This window comes from Ectothiorhodospira sp. BSL-9, assembly GCF_001632845.1.
Taxonomy (GTDB): domain Bacteria; phylum Pseudomonadota; class Gammaproteobacteria; order Ectothiorhodospirales; family Ectothiorhodospiraceae; genus Ectothiorhodospira.
Genome location: NZ_CP011994.1, coordinates 2,136,229 through 2,150,353, shown reverse-complemented (window position 1 = coordinate 2,150,353; position 14,125 = coordinate 2,136,229). Strand labels below are relative to the sequence as shown.

The following is a 14,125-nucleotide window of genomic DNA, read 5'->3' as shown; positions in this document are numbered from 1 at the left end:
CAGGCTCAACATAGCCCGATTTCACGATCACTTTCAATGTGTCACCCGCACTCAAGCGCGACCCATACCAGGGCCGCAGTCAGGGCAGCTTATCATCAGTCATGTTTCAGTCACTTAGCATCGTCGCTCCTTGAGTTGATTGCACAAGACACCCCGCGGGATTTCGGCAATCACACGCAACTGGCCGCTACGGCACCGTGGACAGGGGTAATGCGCCGCTGCCGTACTCGGTGATGCCGCTGGCTTCTGCGCGCCCTCCTGCCGCAATGCCACCCGGATTTGCTCAAGCTTTTGCCGTCGGCAACGGTTGGCCAAGAAACCGTAATGGCGAACGCGCATCAAGCCCTTGGGTAGAATGTGCTGCAAGAACCGGCGCACGAACTCTTCTCCTGCCAGTACCATCACCTTACGTTGATCGGTCCGATAATCCTTGTAGGTGAAGTGAACCTCGCCGTTATCCAATCCGAGAACCCGCTGGTTGCTGATGGCGATGCGGTGGGTGTAACGGCCCAGGTAGTCCACCACCGTCGCGCTGTGGTTCAAGCAGGCCTTGGTGTAGACGTTCCACGGGACCTGCATCAGTTCGTCCAGCAGACGGTCGACCTCCCCGGGGCGAGTCACCCGAGATAGCTCCCCCCTGTCGGACGCCTGCCTCAAACTTGCGACCAGGAAGCGATTGAGAATATCCTGCATCGTTGCGGGCTCAGGCATGACGAACCTCCGGCAATGCCGCCATCAGATCCACATGCCCGGAATAACTGCGTTGATCACTGGGGGTCCAGTGGATATACCGCAGCGTGGTCTGCAAATGGCTATGCCCCAACAGCCGCTGCAGGTCATGTACGGCCAGCCCATTCTCCAACTGATGCGTGGCATACGCATGCCGCAGGCCGTGAATGCCCACCGACTTGTTGATCCCCGCACGGCGACGACACTTGGCAAACAGGCGCTGTGCAGAGCTCACACCAATGTGATGCTGCGGTTGGAACGTATCCCCCGATCAGCAACCAGTCGTCAACAATTCACTGCCACTCAATCTTTAGCTCTTTGTGTGACTGTGCACAGTCACGCAGATAGAGGTTAATAAGACTCTGATAGGGCAGACCCTTTTCCTCAGCAAGATTCTTGAAATATTGGACCGTGTCTTCATCGAGCCGGATCGTGACCTGCTTCTTGAGTTTCTTGGCGTACGGATTCTTAACCGACCCCGAGAAATCATAATCATCACGCATGTCTATATACCTCATAAACCTTTTGTTCTCGCCTATTGGCTTTACGTGCAGAGATGATTCGAATGGTCTCACCTTCCCTGACGCAATGGCACACCACCAGCAAACGAGACTGTATGCTCACCCCGAGGAGTATGAACCGATCTTCCACGTCTGTATGATCTGGGTCGGCTATAAGACGCGCAAACTCATCGGTAAAGGCCGTCCTGGCCTCCTGAAACGAAACACCATGTTTCTTGCGGTTGACGGCGTCCTTGTGAGGATCCCAGTCAAAGGTAAGATGGCGCATGACTTACATTGTCATTACATTGTGTTCACGGTCAAGACCCGTAGCCATTCCCCCTACACTCCCCCAGCAAACCGCCCCACCAAAAAATCAATCAACGCCCGAACCCTTGGTGGCAGCCAGCGTCGATCCGCATAAACGGCATACACCGTCAGCGCCGGCGCCTGCCAGGCATCCAGACAGGTCACCAGTCTGCCCTGTGCCAACGCATCAGCAGCCAAGAATCGGGGCACCAGCACCAGGCCCAGTTCCGCCTCAGCGGCGGCTACCAGCATTTCGCCGTTGTCCGAGCGCAGGGAGCCTTCCACCCGCACGGCCACTTCCTCCTGCCCCCGGCTGAAGCGCCATTCCTGGCTGCTGGGCTCGTTTGTGTACACGAGGCAGTCATGGTCCACGAGATCATGGGGGTGGTCCGGTGCGCCCTTCGCCTTCAGGTAGCCGGGGGCGGCGCACAGGACCTTGTCGGTGGTGGTCAGGGGGCGTGCTACCAGGGCGGGATCCAGGGATGAGGTGATGCGCACTGCCAGGTCGACCCCCTCTTCCACCAGGTTGACCAGATGGTCGTTGAAGGTCACGTCCAGCGTGACCGCGGGATAGGCCCGCTTGAAGTCTGCCAGGGCCGGGGCCAGGTGGCGGATGCCGAAACTCACCGGGGCGCTCAGACGCAGTCGGCCACGCACGGCGTCGGTCTCCAGGGCCAGATCCTGCTCGGCTTCATCCACCAGTTGCAGGATCTGCACCGCGCGGGGGTAGAAGGCGCTGCCGGCCTCGGTGAGGGAGTGGCGGCGGGTGGTGCGCTGCATGAGGCGCGTACCCAGATGGCCCTCCAGCTTGCTCAGATAACGGCTCGGTTGCCCGCGCGCCAGGCCCAGGCGCTCCGATGCGGCGCTGAATCCCCCGGCGTCCACCACGGTGACAAAGACGCGCAGGGCGCGGATGAGGTCGAAACCCGGCAGATCGATGTGTTTCATGCATCAATCTTATGTGTTCCGAGGGGTTTATCAACCTGCCGCCATGAATTCCAATGGAACCCGAGCCCCATCCAGGGGCGGCAAGCTCTTTTTGCACACGGAGGCAGGACAATGAGCAAGATTCTGGTTTTGTATTACTCCATGTACGGTCATATCGAGACCATGGCCAACGCAGTCGCCGAGGGTGCCCGCGGCGTGGACGGCGCCACCGTGGACATCAAGCGCGTGCCCGAACTGATGAATGAAGACGATGCCCGCAACGCCGGTGCCAAGCTGGATCAGGCAGCCCCCATTGCCCAGCCCGAGGAACTGGCGGATTACGACGCCGTGATCTTCGGCACCCCCACCCGATTCGGCAACATGGCCTCGCAGATGCGCAGCTTTCTGGACCGCACCGGCGGCCTGTGGGCCCAGGGCAAGCTGGTGGGCAAGGTGGGCAGCGTGTTCACCTCCACCGGCACCGGCGGCGGCGCCGAGACCACCATCACCTCCTTCTGGCACACCCTGGCGCACCAGGGGTTCGTGATCGTGGGCGTGCCTTATGCGATCCCCGAACTGACCGACATTTCCGAAACCCGGGGCGGCAGCCCCTATGGCGCGGCCACCCTGGCGGGCCCGGATGGCAGCCGTCAGCCCAGTGACAAGGAGCTGGCCATCGCCCGCTTCCAGGGTCAGCACGTGGCGCAGGTCGCTCAGAGGATGACCAGCGGCGCGGTTTGAACTGAGCCCGGCCCCATGGGGGGGGCGGCCCAGCATGCGGGGGCCGTCCTGCTCTCCTTGAGGCACAATACCCGCATGACCCAACGACTATTCTTCGCCCTGTGGCCCGATGATCCCTTGCGGGAGGCAATCCAGTCCCGCGTGCCGGCGGGGCATGGTGGGCGCCCGGTCGCCCCCGAGAATCTGCACCTCACGCTGGCCTTCATTGGTGATGCAGATGCGGCCTATGCCGAGTGCCTGGCCCGGGCCGCAAGCACGGTGGAAATGCAGCCATTCGAGTTCGAACTCACGGGGCTTGGGTGTTTCCGAAAACCGGGAGTGTTGTGGCTGGGGGACGTTGCCCCCCGAGCCCCCCTGGAGCGGCTGGCTCAGGATCTGAACGCAGCCCTGACAACCTGCGGCTTCAAGCCGGAGGCGCGGGAATACCGTCCCCATGTCACCGTGGCCCGCAAGCTGAAAGCCCCCGTGGCACGGGCGCCCATTCATCCTATCCGGTGGTCGGTGGACCGCTTCTGTCTGGTGGTGTCCAAGCCAGGCCCGGATGGCGTGCGCTACGAGGTGGTGCAACGCTATCCTGTGTGACACCACGCGCCCCCGCAGTTGCAGGTTTTATGACCTGTTCAGCGCGCCCCAGGAAACGGCCAGGGCCAGCAGGATATAGCCCGACAGCACCAGTGCCACCGACTCCATCGTGGCAGAGGCATCCAGAGCCAGCCCTACCGTTACCGGCATGATGGCGGTGGAGATCATCATGGCCGAGTGGACCATGGCGCGGATGGCGCCCAGGTGTGCCACGCCGTAGAGCACCGGCCACAGCGCTCCCAGCAACGTACCGGCACCACCGATGGATGCCCCCAGACAGATCATGAACACCCACGCCCAGAGCGGATGATCCAGCCATGCCACCACCAGCAGTCCGGCCAGCATGGGCAACAGGAACACCCGCAGCATCAGCCGCGCCCCAAAGCGATCCAGCACCACGCCGGAGACCAGCAGCCCCACCACATGCGCCAGGGCAAAACCGGTGAAGGTCGTGGCCAGCCATTGTATGGACCATCCCTTGCCCTCACCCAGATGGGCCAGGTGAAAGATCATGGCGGTCACGATCAAGGGCGGTGCCAGCACCACCGGCAGCAGCCGGTAGAAGCGCAGGTCCCGCAACACTTCGCTGCGGGTCCATTGCCGGGGACTCACAGGCACTCCAGGGGCTTGCGTGGGATTCGCGCCTGTCGAAGTGTTCTCGCCCCGAACGCCCCGCCCATGTAACAGCCACAGCAACAAGGGGATGAAGAACACCACCATCACCACCGCGGAGGCCAGCCACGTATGGCGCCAGCCGATCAGGGCGATCAAGGCCACGCCGGCGGCGGGCATCACTGCCTCGGCCAGGGGCAGGCCCTTGGAGGCGATGCTCACCGCCTTGCCCCGATTGGCCGAAAAATGCCGGCCCATGCTGGTAGAGGCCATGTGCATGAACAGCCCCTGCCCGAAGAGTCGCAGCAGAAAGAAACCCACCCCGATCATCACCGCAGAGGCCGCCAGGCCCATCACCACGGACCCGGCGGCCACGCCCAAACCCACCAGCACAGCGAATTGCTGCAGGGACATGCGATCGATCCAGGCCCCCGCCCACACCATCAGGATCCCGCTGCCCAGTGTGGCCAGGGAATACAACAGCCCGTATTGGCCGTGCGTGAGATCGAAGGCCGCCCGCAACTCGCCGCCAAACACCCCTACGTAGAAGGTCTGTCCGAATCCGGAGAGGGCGGCGGCCAGCACGCCAAAGAGCAGAAAGCGCCAATGGAGGGCGACAAAACGAAGATAGTGGGTCATGTGGAGGCGAAGTGTATCCGATCCGGTGGGCGCGCCCTACACCAGCCCCGGACAGCCCTGGTTTGAACTGACCCTGCCCCCGTGGCAAGGTGACCCGACACTCAGGGGCCGCCCTGCCATCCTCAGGGCCCGGCAGCCCTGCCCTCGGAGGCGCGAAGTGAGTAGGGAACCCTATTCTCATGTTTTGGCTTTCGCGGGATACTCCCTGGCAGAGACGCCCGACCAGGACCCCATCCGTACGGTGGGTCTTCCCCGCCCTGCCGGATTGCCCACAAGGAGTTGCTCCAATGAAGGCCAACCCCGATACGCCCCCCAATGATGGGTCTACCCGGCTCCTGCCCGGCGCGCCTTATCCCCTGGGCGCCACCTTTGACGGTCAGGGCACCAACTTCTCGGTGTTCTCGGAGGTGGCGGAACGGGTGGAGCTATGCCTGATCGACGCGCAGGGACAACAGACCGCCTCCTTTGATCTGACGGAGGTCTCTGCCCTGTGCTGGCACGGCTATCTGCCCGATGTGGGGCCGGGGCAACGCTATGGGTTTCGCGTGCATGGCCCATGGAACCCGGATCAGGGGCAGCGTTGCAACCCCCACAAACTCCTGCTGGACCCCTATGCCAAGGCGGTGGTCGGGCGGGTGAAATGGGACGAAGCCGTGTTCCCCTACCGATTCGATGATCCCGACAACAGTTTCAACGACCAGGACAGTGCCCCTCATGTGCCCCATTCCGTCGTCGTGGACACGCGTTTCGACTGGGAGGATGACCGCCATCCCCTCACTCCCTGGCATGAGTCGGTGATTTACGAGACCCACGTGAAAGGCTTCACCATCCACCATCCGGATATTCCCGAGGCGCTGCGCGGCACCTATGCCGGCCTGGCCCATCCGGCCGCCATCGAGCATCTCAAGTCCCTGGGCATCACGGCGGTGGAGCTGATGCCGGTGCATCAGTTCATCCATTACGCGCACCTGGAGGAGAAAGGCCTGCGCAATTACTGGGGCTACAGCAGCATCGGCTATCTGGCACCCCACAACGAATATGGCGCCAGCGACGACCCCAATGAACTGCTCCGGGAGTTCAAGGGAATGGTCAAGTCGCTGCACCAGGCGGGGCTGGAGGTGATTCTGGACGTGGTATACAACCACACCAGCGAAGGCAACCACCTGGGGCCCATGCTCAGCCTCAAGGGACTGGACAACGCCGCCTACTACCGGCTGATGCCGGACGACCCCCGTCATTACATGGACTACACGGGCACCGGCAATTCCATGAACATGCGCCATCCCCATGTGCTGCAGCTGATCATGGACTCGCTGCGCTACTGGGTGCAGGAGATGCACGTGGACGGCTTTCGCTTCGACCTGGCCTCAACCCTGGCCCGGGAGCTGCACGAAGTGGACCGACTTTCGGCATTCTTCGACATCATCCAGCAGGATCCCATCATCAGCCAGGTAAAGCTCATCGCCGAGCCCTGGGACATCGGCGAGGGCGGCTATCAGGTGGGCAACTTCCCGGTGCTGTGGTCGGAGTGGAATGGCCAGTACCGGGACACCGTTCGGGATTTCTGGCGCGGCGAGGATCAAACCCTGGGAGAATTCGCGTACCGGTTGACGGGCAGCCCCGACCTGTATGAGTCCTCCTCCCGGCTACCCCATGCCAGCATCAACTTCGTCACCGCCCACGATGGTTTCACCCTGCGGGATCTGGTGTCCTACAACCACAAGCACAACCAGGACAATGGCGAGGATAACCAGGACGGCGCCGATGACAATCGCTCCTGGAACTGTGGCGAGGAAGGGCCCAGCGATGACCCCCAGGTGAACGCCCTGCGAGCCCGGCAGCAACGCAATTTCCTGACCACCCTGATGCTGTCCCAGGGCGTGCCCATGCTGCTGGGGGGAGATGAACTGGGGCGCACACAACGGGGCAACAACAACGTCTATTGCCAGGACAACGAACTCTCCTGGTATGACTGGTCACAGGTGGATACGTCACTACTGGAGTTCACCCGCCGCCTGGTGCGTTATCGACATGAGCATCCGGTGTTCCATCGGCGACGCTTTTTCGAGGGCCGGGCCATTCATGGCCACGATGTGGAAGATATTGCCTGGTTCACACTCCAGGGTGAACGCATGGAAGAGGATCACTGGGGAGAGGGCTATGCCAGATCTCTGGGCATATTCATCAATGGTGAGTCCCTGCCCTCCCCCGGCCTGGGAGGCGAGCGCGTCGCCGATGATCGCTTCTTTCTGGCGTTCAACGCCCATCACGAACCCCTGGAATTCAGCCTGCCCGAGGCCAGCTGGTGCAAACGCTGGCGGGTGGAGCTGGATACTGCCCAGGGATGGGTGGATGCGGATCGGCACTATGACGCCGGAGGCACGTTCACCGTGGAGGCTCGCGCCATGGTTTTGCTGCGACGGGCCGCCGAGTAATCACCCAAGCCTCGACTGACACTGCCGAAGGGCATCGATCACCTGCCCTCTGGTTTCAGGTGCCGATCTGAAACATTTCGTTCGTGCGTTGATGTGGCCGGAGGCAAGAAAATGACGCTGCTGACCTGGGTTGGAATCCTGTTTTGCCTGTCGCAGTCGGCGATGCTCTCCGGCCTGAACCTGGGGCTGTTCTCGCTGAGCAAGCTCGAGCTCGAAGTTGAGGCGCACAAGGGCAATAAACTGTCAGAGCGCGTGCTGGGGCTGCGTGAGGACGCAAACTTCGCGCTGGTGACGATCCTCTGGGGCAATGTCGGGGTGAACGTGCTGCTGGCGTTGCTTTCCGGCTCCGTGATGAGCGGTGTGATCGCCTTCCTGTTCTCCACCATCGTGATCACGATCTTCGCGGAAATCATTCCGCAGTCCTATTTCACCCGCAACGCATTGCGCATGGCGTCGCTGCTGGCGCCGGTGCTGCGGGTTTACCAGGTGCTGCTCTACCCGGTGGCACGGCCAACCGCGTTGGCACTCGATGCCTGGCTGGGTGGTGAGAGCATTCGCTATTTTCCGGAGCGTGATCTGCGTCGGGTGATCCAACTCCATATGGAGACCACCGAGTCCGAGATCGCCCGGGTTGAAGGACAGGGTGCACTGAATTTTCTGGAACTGGACGATGTCCCGATACGAGACGAAGGCGAGCCGGTGGATCCGGGGAGTGTGCTGTGCCTCGAATTCATTGGAACAAGGCCGGTATTCCCGAAAATCACCGCCGACCCCAAGGATCCGTTTCTCTGCCAAATTAATCGTTCGGGCAAGAGCTGGGTGGTGATCGTCGATTCCGACGACTGGCCGCGGCTGGTCCTCAGTGTGAATGACTTCCTGCGGGAGGCCATATTCGCTCCCGAGCAGTTCAACCCCCTACGGCATTGCCACCGCCCGATCATCGTGACCAGCGGCACCCGGAAACTCGGTGAACTGATCCCGCGGTTCCGCCTGCATTCGGGGCCGAAAGGGGATGACATTATCGAGGGCGACGTGGTGTTGTCATGGACAGACCAACCAAGATTGCTCACCGGCACCGACATCCTGGGCCGTTTGTTACGAAACATCGCGGGTAAATCCAATCGGTAGCTTGAATGGACGCCTGGATCAACCGTTGCTGGAGTCGCCGACGTAGGGCACGTGGGCCATTTCCATCAGGTCGCGATTGAAGGTGATCAGGTCATCCCGATCGAGGTCCGCCAGGCGTGTCCGGCCAGTGGCACGGGCCAGCACCTGCATCAACTGCAGGGAGGCCCCGAGGAAGCGGGCGAGTCCGGCGCTGCCCGCCTCCGGATCCAGACGCTTGCGCAGTTCCGGGTCCTGAGTCGCGACGCCTGTTGGGCAACGGTTGGTGTGGCAGATGCGCGCACCCACGCAGCCCACCGCCTGAATGGCACTATTGCCCAGCGCAATGCCATCGGCGCCAAGCGCCAGGGCCTTGACGAAATCTGCCGGTGTACGCAGTCCACCGGTGATGATCAGGGTGACCTTTCCGCTCGCACCGCGAAGATCCAGATAACGCCGTGCGCGCACCAGTGCCGGGATGGTCGGCACGCTGATGTGATCCCTGAGCAGGGCCGGCGCGGCCCCGGTGCCGCCCCCGCGGCCATCGAGGATCACGTAGTCAGCGCCCGCTTCGAGCGCGAAGGCCAGGTCCTGTTCGATGTGGTTCGCGGAGAGCTTGAAGCCAATGGGAATGCCGCCGGTTCGTTCGCGGATTGAATCGGCAAATCGCCTGAAATCAGCCGGCGTTTCCAGGTCCGGGATCACCGGTGGAGACGCCGCGTCCTGGCCGGCCTTGATGCCGCGCACCTTGGCGATCTCTTCTGAGACCTTGGCACCCGGCAACAAGCCGCCGACACCGGTCTTCGCGCCTTGGCCGCCCTTGAAGTGGAAGGCCTGCACCTTCTCGAGCACCTCCTCGGAGTAGCCATAACGCGCCGGCCCCAGTTCGAAGAGGTAGCGCGAATTCTCGGCCTGCTCTTCCGGAAGCATCCCGCCTTCGCCAGAGCAGATTCCGGTACCTGCCTGTTCGGCGCCTCGCGCCAGCGCGATCTTGGCCTCGCGGGACAGCGAGCCAAAACTCATGTCCGTGACCAACAGCGGCATCTCCAGACGCAACGGACGCCGGGACTCCGGCCCAATCACCAGCGTGCTATCCACATCCACATCGCTGGGAAGCGGGCGGCGCGCGAACTGCGCGGTGAGGATCTGGATGTCATCCCAGGATGGCGTGCGATCCCGCGGCACGCCCATGGCGACCGTGGGCCCCATCGCACCCACCTCCTCCAGCCCGCCGCGCGCGAGTGCATGGATGAACTCTACGTGGGGTTCCGTCTCGCTGTTGCGCGGCGCGGGAGCGGCACCATCGCCGGCCTTTTCCGCGTCATCGCTCACACCATCGAATCCCTCTCCCACCGCGCTCTCCGGCACCTGTGCGTGGGTGCCGTCGCAATAGGGAAGATCGCCCGACTGCTTGCACATGCAAAGCCAGTTCTTACCATCCTTGCGGGGCTTGAACGCGATCGGCTCGATGCCGGTCCCCCGGTGCGACCCATCGCAGAAGGGTTGATCGCTGGAGCGCCCGCAGTGACAAAAGTAATACTCCTTGTCCTTTTCGAGCGGGACACCTACGGGTTTTACTGCCGCGACTATTGGCTTCGTCATCTCGCCCCCTAACAGTGAGCTCAGGATTTGCAGGTAGCTTTATTCCAACCCGACCGAAACCCTCGCCTCCCGACCGCCTGCCCGCCCCGCATCGTTAAGAGCCGACAGCGGCCCCTCATCTCCCCGTCTTCTCAGGTCTTAGCTGGACATCACCCCAGGCCCGTTTTCACGCTGTTGCTGCTGCCATCCGTCTGGCTCGAACACAGGCACCTCGGAGCGTGGCAGCGGATCGCGGCCCAGGATGTGGTCGGCGGCCTTCTCGCCGATCATGATGGTGGGTGCGTTGATGTTGCCGTTGGTCACCGTGGGCATGATGGATGAATCCACCACTCGCAGCCCCTCCACACCACGCACCCGACACTGCGAGTCGACCACTGCGTTCTCGTCCTCGCCCATGCGGCACGTGCCACAGGCGTGGTAGGCGGTTGCGGCCGTCTGCGCCACCCAGTCATCGATTTCATCATCAGTATGCACACTCGGCCCCGGTGAGACCTCATCGCCACGGTATGGATCGAAAGCGGGCTGAGCGAATATTTCGCGCGTCAGTCGCACACCGTCTCGATAGGCCTGGCGGTCGGCCTCTTCCTGCAGATAGTTGAACACCAGTCGCGGGGCCTCCTCGGGGTTGGCGGACTTCAGCGTGACCGCACCGCGACTCAGCGGTTTATTGGCCCCCAGATGCACCTGAAAACCGTGACCCTTGACGGCCTTGCTACCATCGTAGGCGATGGCCCCGGCCAGGAAATGATATTGCAGATCCGGCCATTTCAGACCGGGCCGACTGCGGATGTAGGCATTGGACTCGAAATGGTTGGTCGCACCCAGGCCGGAACGGGCGAAGAACCATTGAGCACCAATCCGCAACTGGCCCAAGGGATTCAGCCAGCCGTTGAGAGTGATCGGCTGCGTACAGCGCTGCTGCACCCAGACCTCCAGATGGTCCTGCAGGTTCTGCCCCACGCCGGCCAGTTCGTGCACCACCTCGATACCGTGCTCACGTAGCTGACCTGCCGGACCGATACCGGAAAGCATCAGCAGCTTGGGTGAATTGAAGGTACTGGCACTGAGGATGACTTCGCGATTGGCGCCTACCCGGTAAGCCTGGCCCTTGTGCCGGTACTCCACGCCAACAGCTCGCCTGCCCTGCATCACCACCCGCGTGGTCAGCGCATGCATGCGCAGCGTGAGGTTGCTGCGCTTGAGTGCTGGCTTGAGGTAGGCATTGGCGGTCGAACTGCGCACCCCGTTGCGCACACTCATGTCCATGCGGCAAAAGCCTTCCTGCCGATAGCCGTTGTAATCGCTGGTCTCGCCATAGCCGGCCTGTCGGCCTGCCTCAATGAAGGCGCGATAAAGCGGGTTGCGCATGTTATTGCCATTGCACACACCGACCGGGCCGTCGGTATCGCGATAATCATCCGCGCCGTACACACAATCCTCGGCACGGCGAAAATAGGGCAGCACATCCTGATAGCCCCACCCTTTGGCACCCGCCTGCTCCCACTCCTGGAAGTCTCCTGCACAACCGCGCACATAGGCCATGCCGTTGATCGACGAGGACCCGCCAATCACCTTGCCACGGGCATGGTGCAGGCGCCGGCCCGCCAGGCCCGGCTCGGGCTCGCAGTACAAGCCCCAGTCATACTTCGGCTTGTTCAGCGGTATGGAAAAAGCCGTGGGCATCTGAATAAAAATCGAACTATCCTTACCGCCAAACTCCAGGACCAGCACCGAGTACTGGCCGTCGGCACTGAGCCGATCGGCAAGCACACAGCCAGCAGAACCGGCACCCACGATAATGTAGTCGAATGCCTCTTCAAAGCGTGACTCAGTCATGAGTTCGACTCCTTTCCTGCGGCCTTGTCAGGCCCCTCGGGAACCTGCGTATGGCCACCGAGACTGTGCTGCCGGGAATGCAGGAAGTCCAGATGGCGTTCGTACTGGTCAAGCACATCGGCAATCAACTGCTCCTTGCTGTAGCCGGCCACATCGTAACCTTGCCCCCCTTCGCTGAGGTGGACTTCAAGCCGATAGTAATTGGCCCGGGGCCGGGTGGCGCGCAGTGGGAATGCGGGCATGCGCGCCTTGAACGGCCAGATCTGGTAGGTGAAGTCCTGCTCACCACCCAGATCAACGGTCAGCGCGATATGCAATGACTCACCCTTCTCGAACTTAACTTCAGCCTTGATGGACTGCTCTTGCAACTGATCCCGCACCTGCTCCATGGCCGGTCGGGCAGTCTCGGCAAGGAAGCGTTGCGCCTCATCGCGACTGGGAAAGTGCATGGCACGCGCCAGGCGCTTCTTCCATCCATCCTGGCTGACCCGTCCGGTGCGTCCAGAAAGATGGCCGGAAAGACTCCGCTGGTGACTGTCGAACTTCAGCCCCTCCAGCCTGAGACCCTTGAACAGACCGAGCATCATCAGGAACAGCACCACGGCAAAGGGCAGCCCCATGATCACCACTGCACTCTGCAGGGCTTCCAGGCCATCAGTCATCAGCAGGGCAAGGGTCAGCAGCCCGATGATGGCAGCCCACAGGATGCGCATCCAGTTAGCGGCGTCCTCGTTGGGGTCTCGAATCACGGACGTCAGGTTGGACAACACCAGTGACCCGGAGTCGCCCGAGGTGACGAAGAAGACGATGGCCAGAATGCTCACCACAATGGTGGTCACCCCCGTCCAGGGCAGGCTCTCCAGGAAAAGGTAGATGGATGAGCCGGGGTTGTTCATGGCCTGCTCGCCGAAGTTCTCCACGCCACTGCCAGTGGCGACCAGGTCGATGGCACTGTTACCCATGGTGGCCATCCAGGCCATCATGAAGGCCAGAGGGAGAATCAGCGTGCCGGCGACAAACTCGCGGATCGTGCGTCCGCGCGAGATCCGCGCCAGGAACATGCCAACAAACGGCCCCCAGGCAATCCACCAGGCCCAGAAGAAGACGGTCCAGGCATTGAGCCAGTCGGTGGGCGGATCAAAGGCATAGGTATTGAACGACAGACTGACATAGCTCGACAGGTAGTCACCGACATTCATCACGAGGGCGTTCAGCAACAGCACCGTCTTGCCGGAAAACAGCACAAACAGCATCAGCAACAGTGCCAGCAGCATATTGAACTCAGACAATCGCCGGATGCCGCGCTCGACACCGGTGATGGCCGATATGGCAGCAAAAACCACGATCATCAACGCCAGAGAAGCTTGCGTGACCGTGCTTTCGGCGATGCCGAACATGTAATTGAGCCCAAAATTCAGCTGGATAATGCCAATACCGAGACTCGTGGCAATGCCAAACACCGTGCCCAGCACGGCAGCAATATCCACCGTATGCCCAATCGGCCCATAGATACGCTTTCCAATGATTGGATAAAGCGCGGAGCGAATGGTGAGCGGAAGGCCGTGGCGGTAACTGAAGAAAGCCAGTGACATGCCCACCAGCGTGTAGATACCCCACCCTGAAAGACCCCAGTGAAGAAAGGTCAGGCTCATGGCCTGGCGGGCAGCCTCGACGGTTCCTGCCTCACCCACCGGTGGTGCCAGATAATGGCTGACCGGTTCGGCCACGCAGAAAAACAGCAGGTCAATGCCGATACCTGCGGCAAACAGCATGGCCGCCCAGGTGACGATGTTGAAATCGGGCCGCGAGTGTTCCGGCCCAAGACGAATACTGCCGTAGCGTGAAAGCCCGATCGCCACCACAAACACCAGGTAGGCGACCACGGCAATAAAATAGAACCAACCAAAGGTATTGGAAATCCAGGCCAGTACACCGCCGATCACCGCACTGGCCTGCTCGGTAAACAGCATCGCCCAAAGCGCGAACACGATGATACCGACGGCCGCGCCATAAAAAACCACATGATTCAACCCCTGCTGAGGTACCTGCCTACCCTCTGCTTCCTGAGCCATATCCCCCTCCTGTAACCCACCCGGCTGAAGAGTGTCT

At 61.7% G+C, this 14,125-nt stretch carries 13 protein-coding genes; 4 read left to right on the top strand and 9 right to left on the bottom strand.

Annotated features, from left to right (window positions below):
* Positions 1-114: 114 nt before the first annotated feature.
* The 5 genes from ECTOBSL9_RS10100 to ECTOBSL9_RS10080 are packed head-to-tail and all read right to left on the bottom strand — an operon-like array spanning position 115 to position 2,486.
* Positions 115-711 (bottom strand): transposase, encoded by a 597-nt coding sequence (locus tag ECTOBSL9_RS10100; protein WP_063464932.1) that lies wholly within the window; start codon positions 709-711, stop codon positions 115-117.
* Positions 704-964, bottom strand: coding sequence for a tyrosine-type recombinase/integrase (locus ECTOBSL9_RS10095; RefSeq protein ID WP_063464931.1), 261 nt, complete (start codon positions 962-964; stop codon positions 704-706). Before ECTOBSL9_RS10095 ends, ECTOBSL9_RS10100 begins: the two co-directional genes overlap by 8 nt.
* Before the next feature lie 58 nt (positions 965-1,022).
* A complete protein-coding gene (locus ECTOBSL9_RS10090; protein ID WP_063464930.1) occupies positions 1,023-1,232 on the bottom strand; it encodes a BrnA antitoxin family protein in 210 nt (69 codons plus the stop codon).
* Complete coding sequence (locus ECTOBSL9_RS10085; protein WP_063464929.1) at positions 1,225-1,518, bottom strand: BrnT family toxin; 294 nt, start codon at positions 1,516-1,518, stop codon at positions 1,225-1,227. The genes ECTOBSL9_RS10090 and ECTOBSL9_RS10085 overlap by 8 nt, the downstream gene beginning before the upstream one ends.
* A 53-nt stretch (positions 1,519-1,571) precedes the next feature.
* A complete protein-coding gene (locus ECTOBSL9_RS10080; RefSeq protein WP_063464928.1) occupies positions 1,572-2,486 on the bottom strand; it encodes a LysR family transcriptional regulator in 915 nt (304 codons plus the stop codon).
* A 111-nt stretch (positions 2,487-2,597) separates the two neighbouring features.
* On the opposite strand from ECTOBSL9_RS10080, the gene wrbA reads away from it, so the two are divergent.
* Together wrbA and thpR are read left to right on the top strand one after the other, a co-directional pair.
* Positions 2,598-3,206 (top strand): NAD(P)H:quinone oxidoreductase, encoded by a 609-nt coding sequence (wrbA, locus tag ECTOBSL9_RS10075; protein ID WP_063464927.1) that lies wholly within the window; start codon positions 2,598-2,600, stop codon positions 3,204-3,206.
* Between the two features lie 75 nt (positions 3,207-3,281).
* Positions 3,282-3,788, top strand: a complete 507-nt coding sequence (thpR, locus tag ECTOBSL9_RS10070; RefSeq protein ID WP_063466139.1) for an RNA 2',3'-cyclic phosphodiesterase — start codon at positions 3,282-3,284, stop codon at positions 3,786-3,788.
* Between the two features lie 27 nt (positions 3,789-3,815).
* Here the strand turns inward: thpR and ECTOBSL9_RS10065 are convergent, their stop codons facing one another.
* Positions 3,816-5,039 (bottom strand): MFS transporter, encoded by a 1,224-nt coding sequence (locus tag ECTOBSL9_RS10065; protein ID WP_063464926.1) that lies wholly within the window; start codon positions 5,037-5,039, stop codon positions 3,816-3,818.
* A gap of 287 nt (positions 5,040-5,326) precedes the next feature.
* Here ECTOBSL9_RS10065 and glgX point away from each other — a divergent pair, with 287 nt between their 5' ends.
* Together glgX and ECTOBSL9_RS10055 are read left to right on the top strand one after the other, a co-directional pair.
* A complete protein-coding gene (gene glgX / locus ECTOBSL9_RS10060) occupies positions 5,327-7,474 on the top strand; it encodes a glycogen debranching protein GlgX (protein ID WP_063464925.1) in 2,148 nt (715 codons plus the stop codon).
* 111 nt (positions 7,475-7,585) lie between these two features.
* The gene (locus ECTOBSL9_RS10055; protein ID WP_063464924.1) at positions 7,586-8,602 is read left to right on the top strand and encodes a DUF21 domain-containing protein; all 1,017 of its coding nucleotides are present in this window, start codon (positions 7,586-7,588) and stop codon (positions 8,600-8,602) included.
* Positions 8,603-8,620: 18 nt separating this feature from the next.
* On the opposite strand, the gene ECTOBSL9_RS10050 is transcribed toward ECTOBSL9_RS10055, so the two are convergent.
* From ECTOBSL9_RS10050 to betT, 3 genes are all read right to left on the bottom strand, one after another.
* Positions 8,621-10,180, bottom strand: a complete 1,560-nt coding sequence (locus tag ECTOBSL9_RS10050) for a glutamate synthase-related protein (RefSeq protein WP_063464923.1) — start codon at positions 10,178-10,180, stop codon at positions 8,621-8,623.
* Between the two features lie 138 nt (positions 10,181-10,318).
* A complete protein-coding gene (gene betA / locus ECTOBSL9_RS10045) occupies positions 10,319-12,016 on the bottom strand; it encodes a choline dehydrogenase (RefSeq protein WP_063464922.1) in 1,698 nt (565 codons plus the stop codon).
* Positions 12,013-14,088 carry a choline BCCT transporter BetT gene (gene betT / locus ECTOBSL9_RS10040; protein WP_063464921.1) on the bottom strand — a complete coding sequence of 692 codons (2,076 nt, stop codon included), beginning with the start codon at positions 14,086-14,088 and terminating at the stop codon, positions 12,013-12,015. Before betT ends, betA begins: the two co-directional genes overlap by 4 nt.
* Positions 14,089-14,125: the final 37 nt, after the last annotated feature.

Bases quoted from the DNA above. Each gene is read 5' to 3' on its own strand.
- ECTOBSL9_RS10080 (WP_063464928.1), bottom strand. From the start codon at position 2,486: ATGAAACACATCGATCTGCCGGGTTTCGACCTCATCCGCGCCCTGCGC.
- ECTOBSL9_RS10055 (WP_063464924.1), top strand. From the start codon at position 7,586: ATGACGCTGCTGACCTGGGTTGGAATCCTGTTTTGCCTGTCGCAGTCG.
- betT (WP_063464921.1), bottom strand. From the start codon at position 14,088: ATGGCTCAGGAAGCAGAGGGTAGGCAGGTACCTCAGCAGGGGTTGAAT.
- glgX (WP_063464925.1), top strand. From the start codon at position 5,327: ATGAAGGCCAACCCCGATACGCCCCCCAATGATGGGTCTACCCGGCTC.
- ECTOBSL9_RS10090 (WP_063464930.1), bottom strand. From the start codon at position 1,232: ATGCGTGATGATTATGATTTCTCGGGGTCGGTTAAGAATCCGTACGCC.
- thpR (WP_063466139.1), top strand. From the start codon at position 3,282: ATGACCCAACGACTATTCTTCGCCCTGTGGCCCGATGATCCCTTGCGG.
- ECTOBSL9_RS10050 (WP_063464923.1), bottom strand. From the start codon at position 10,180: ATGACGAAGCCAATAGTCGCGGCAGTAAAACCCGTAGGTGTCCCGCTC.
- ECTOBSL9_RS10065 (WP_063464926.1), bottom strand. From the start codon at position 5,039: ATGACCCACTATCTTCGTTTTGTCGCCCTCCATTGGCGCTTTCTGCTC.
- wrbA (WP_063464927.1), top strand. From the start codon at position 2,598: ATGAGCAAGATTCTGGTTTTGTATTACTCCATGTACGGTCATATCGAG.
- ECTOBSL9_RS10085 (WP_063464929.1), bottom strand. From the start codon at position 1,518: ATGCGCCATCTTACCTTTGACTGGGATCCTCACAAGGACGCCGTCAAC.
- betA (WP_063464922.1), bottom strand. From the start codon at position 12,016: ATGACTGAGTCACGCTTTGAAGAGGCATTCGACTACATTATCGTGGGT.
- ECTOBSL9_RS10100 (WP_063464932.1), bottom strand. From the start codon at position 711: ATGCCTGAGCCCGCAACGATGCAGGATATTCTCAATCGCTTCCTGGTC.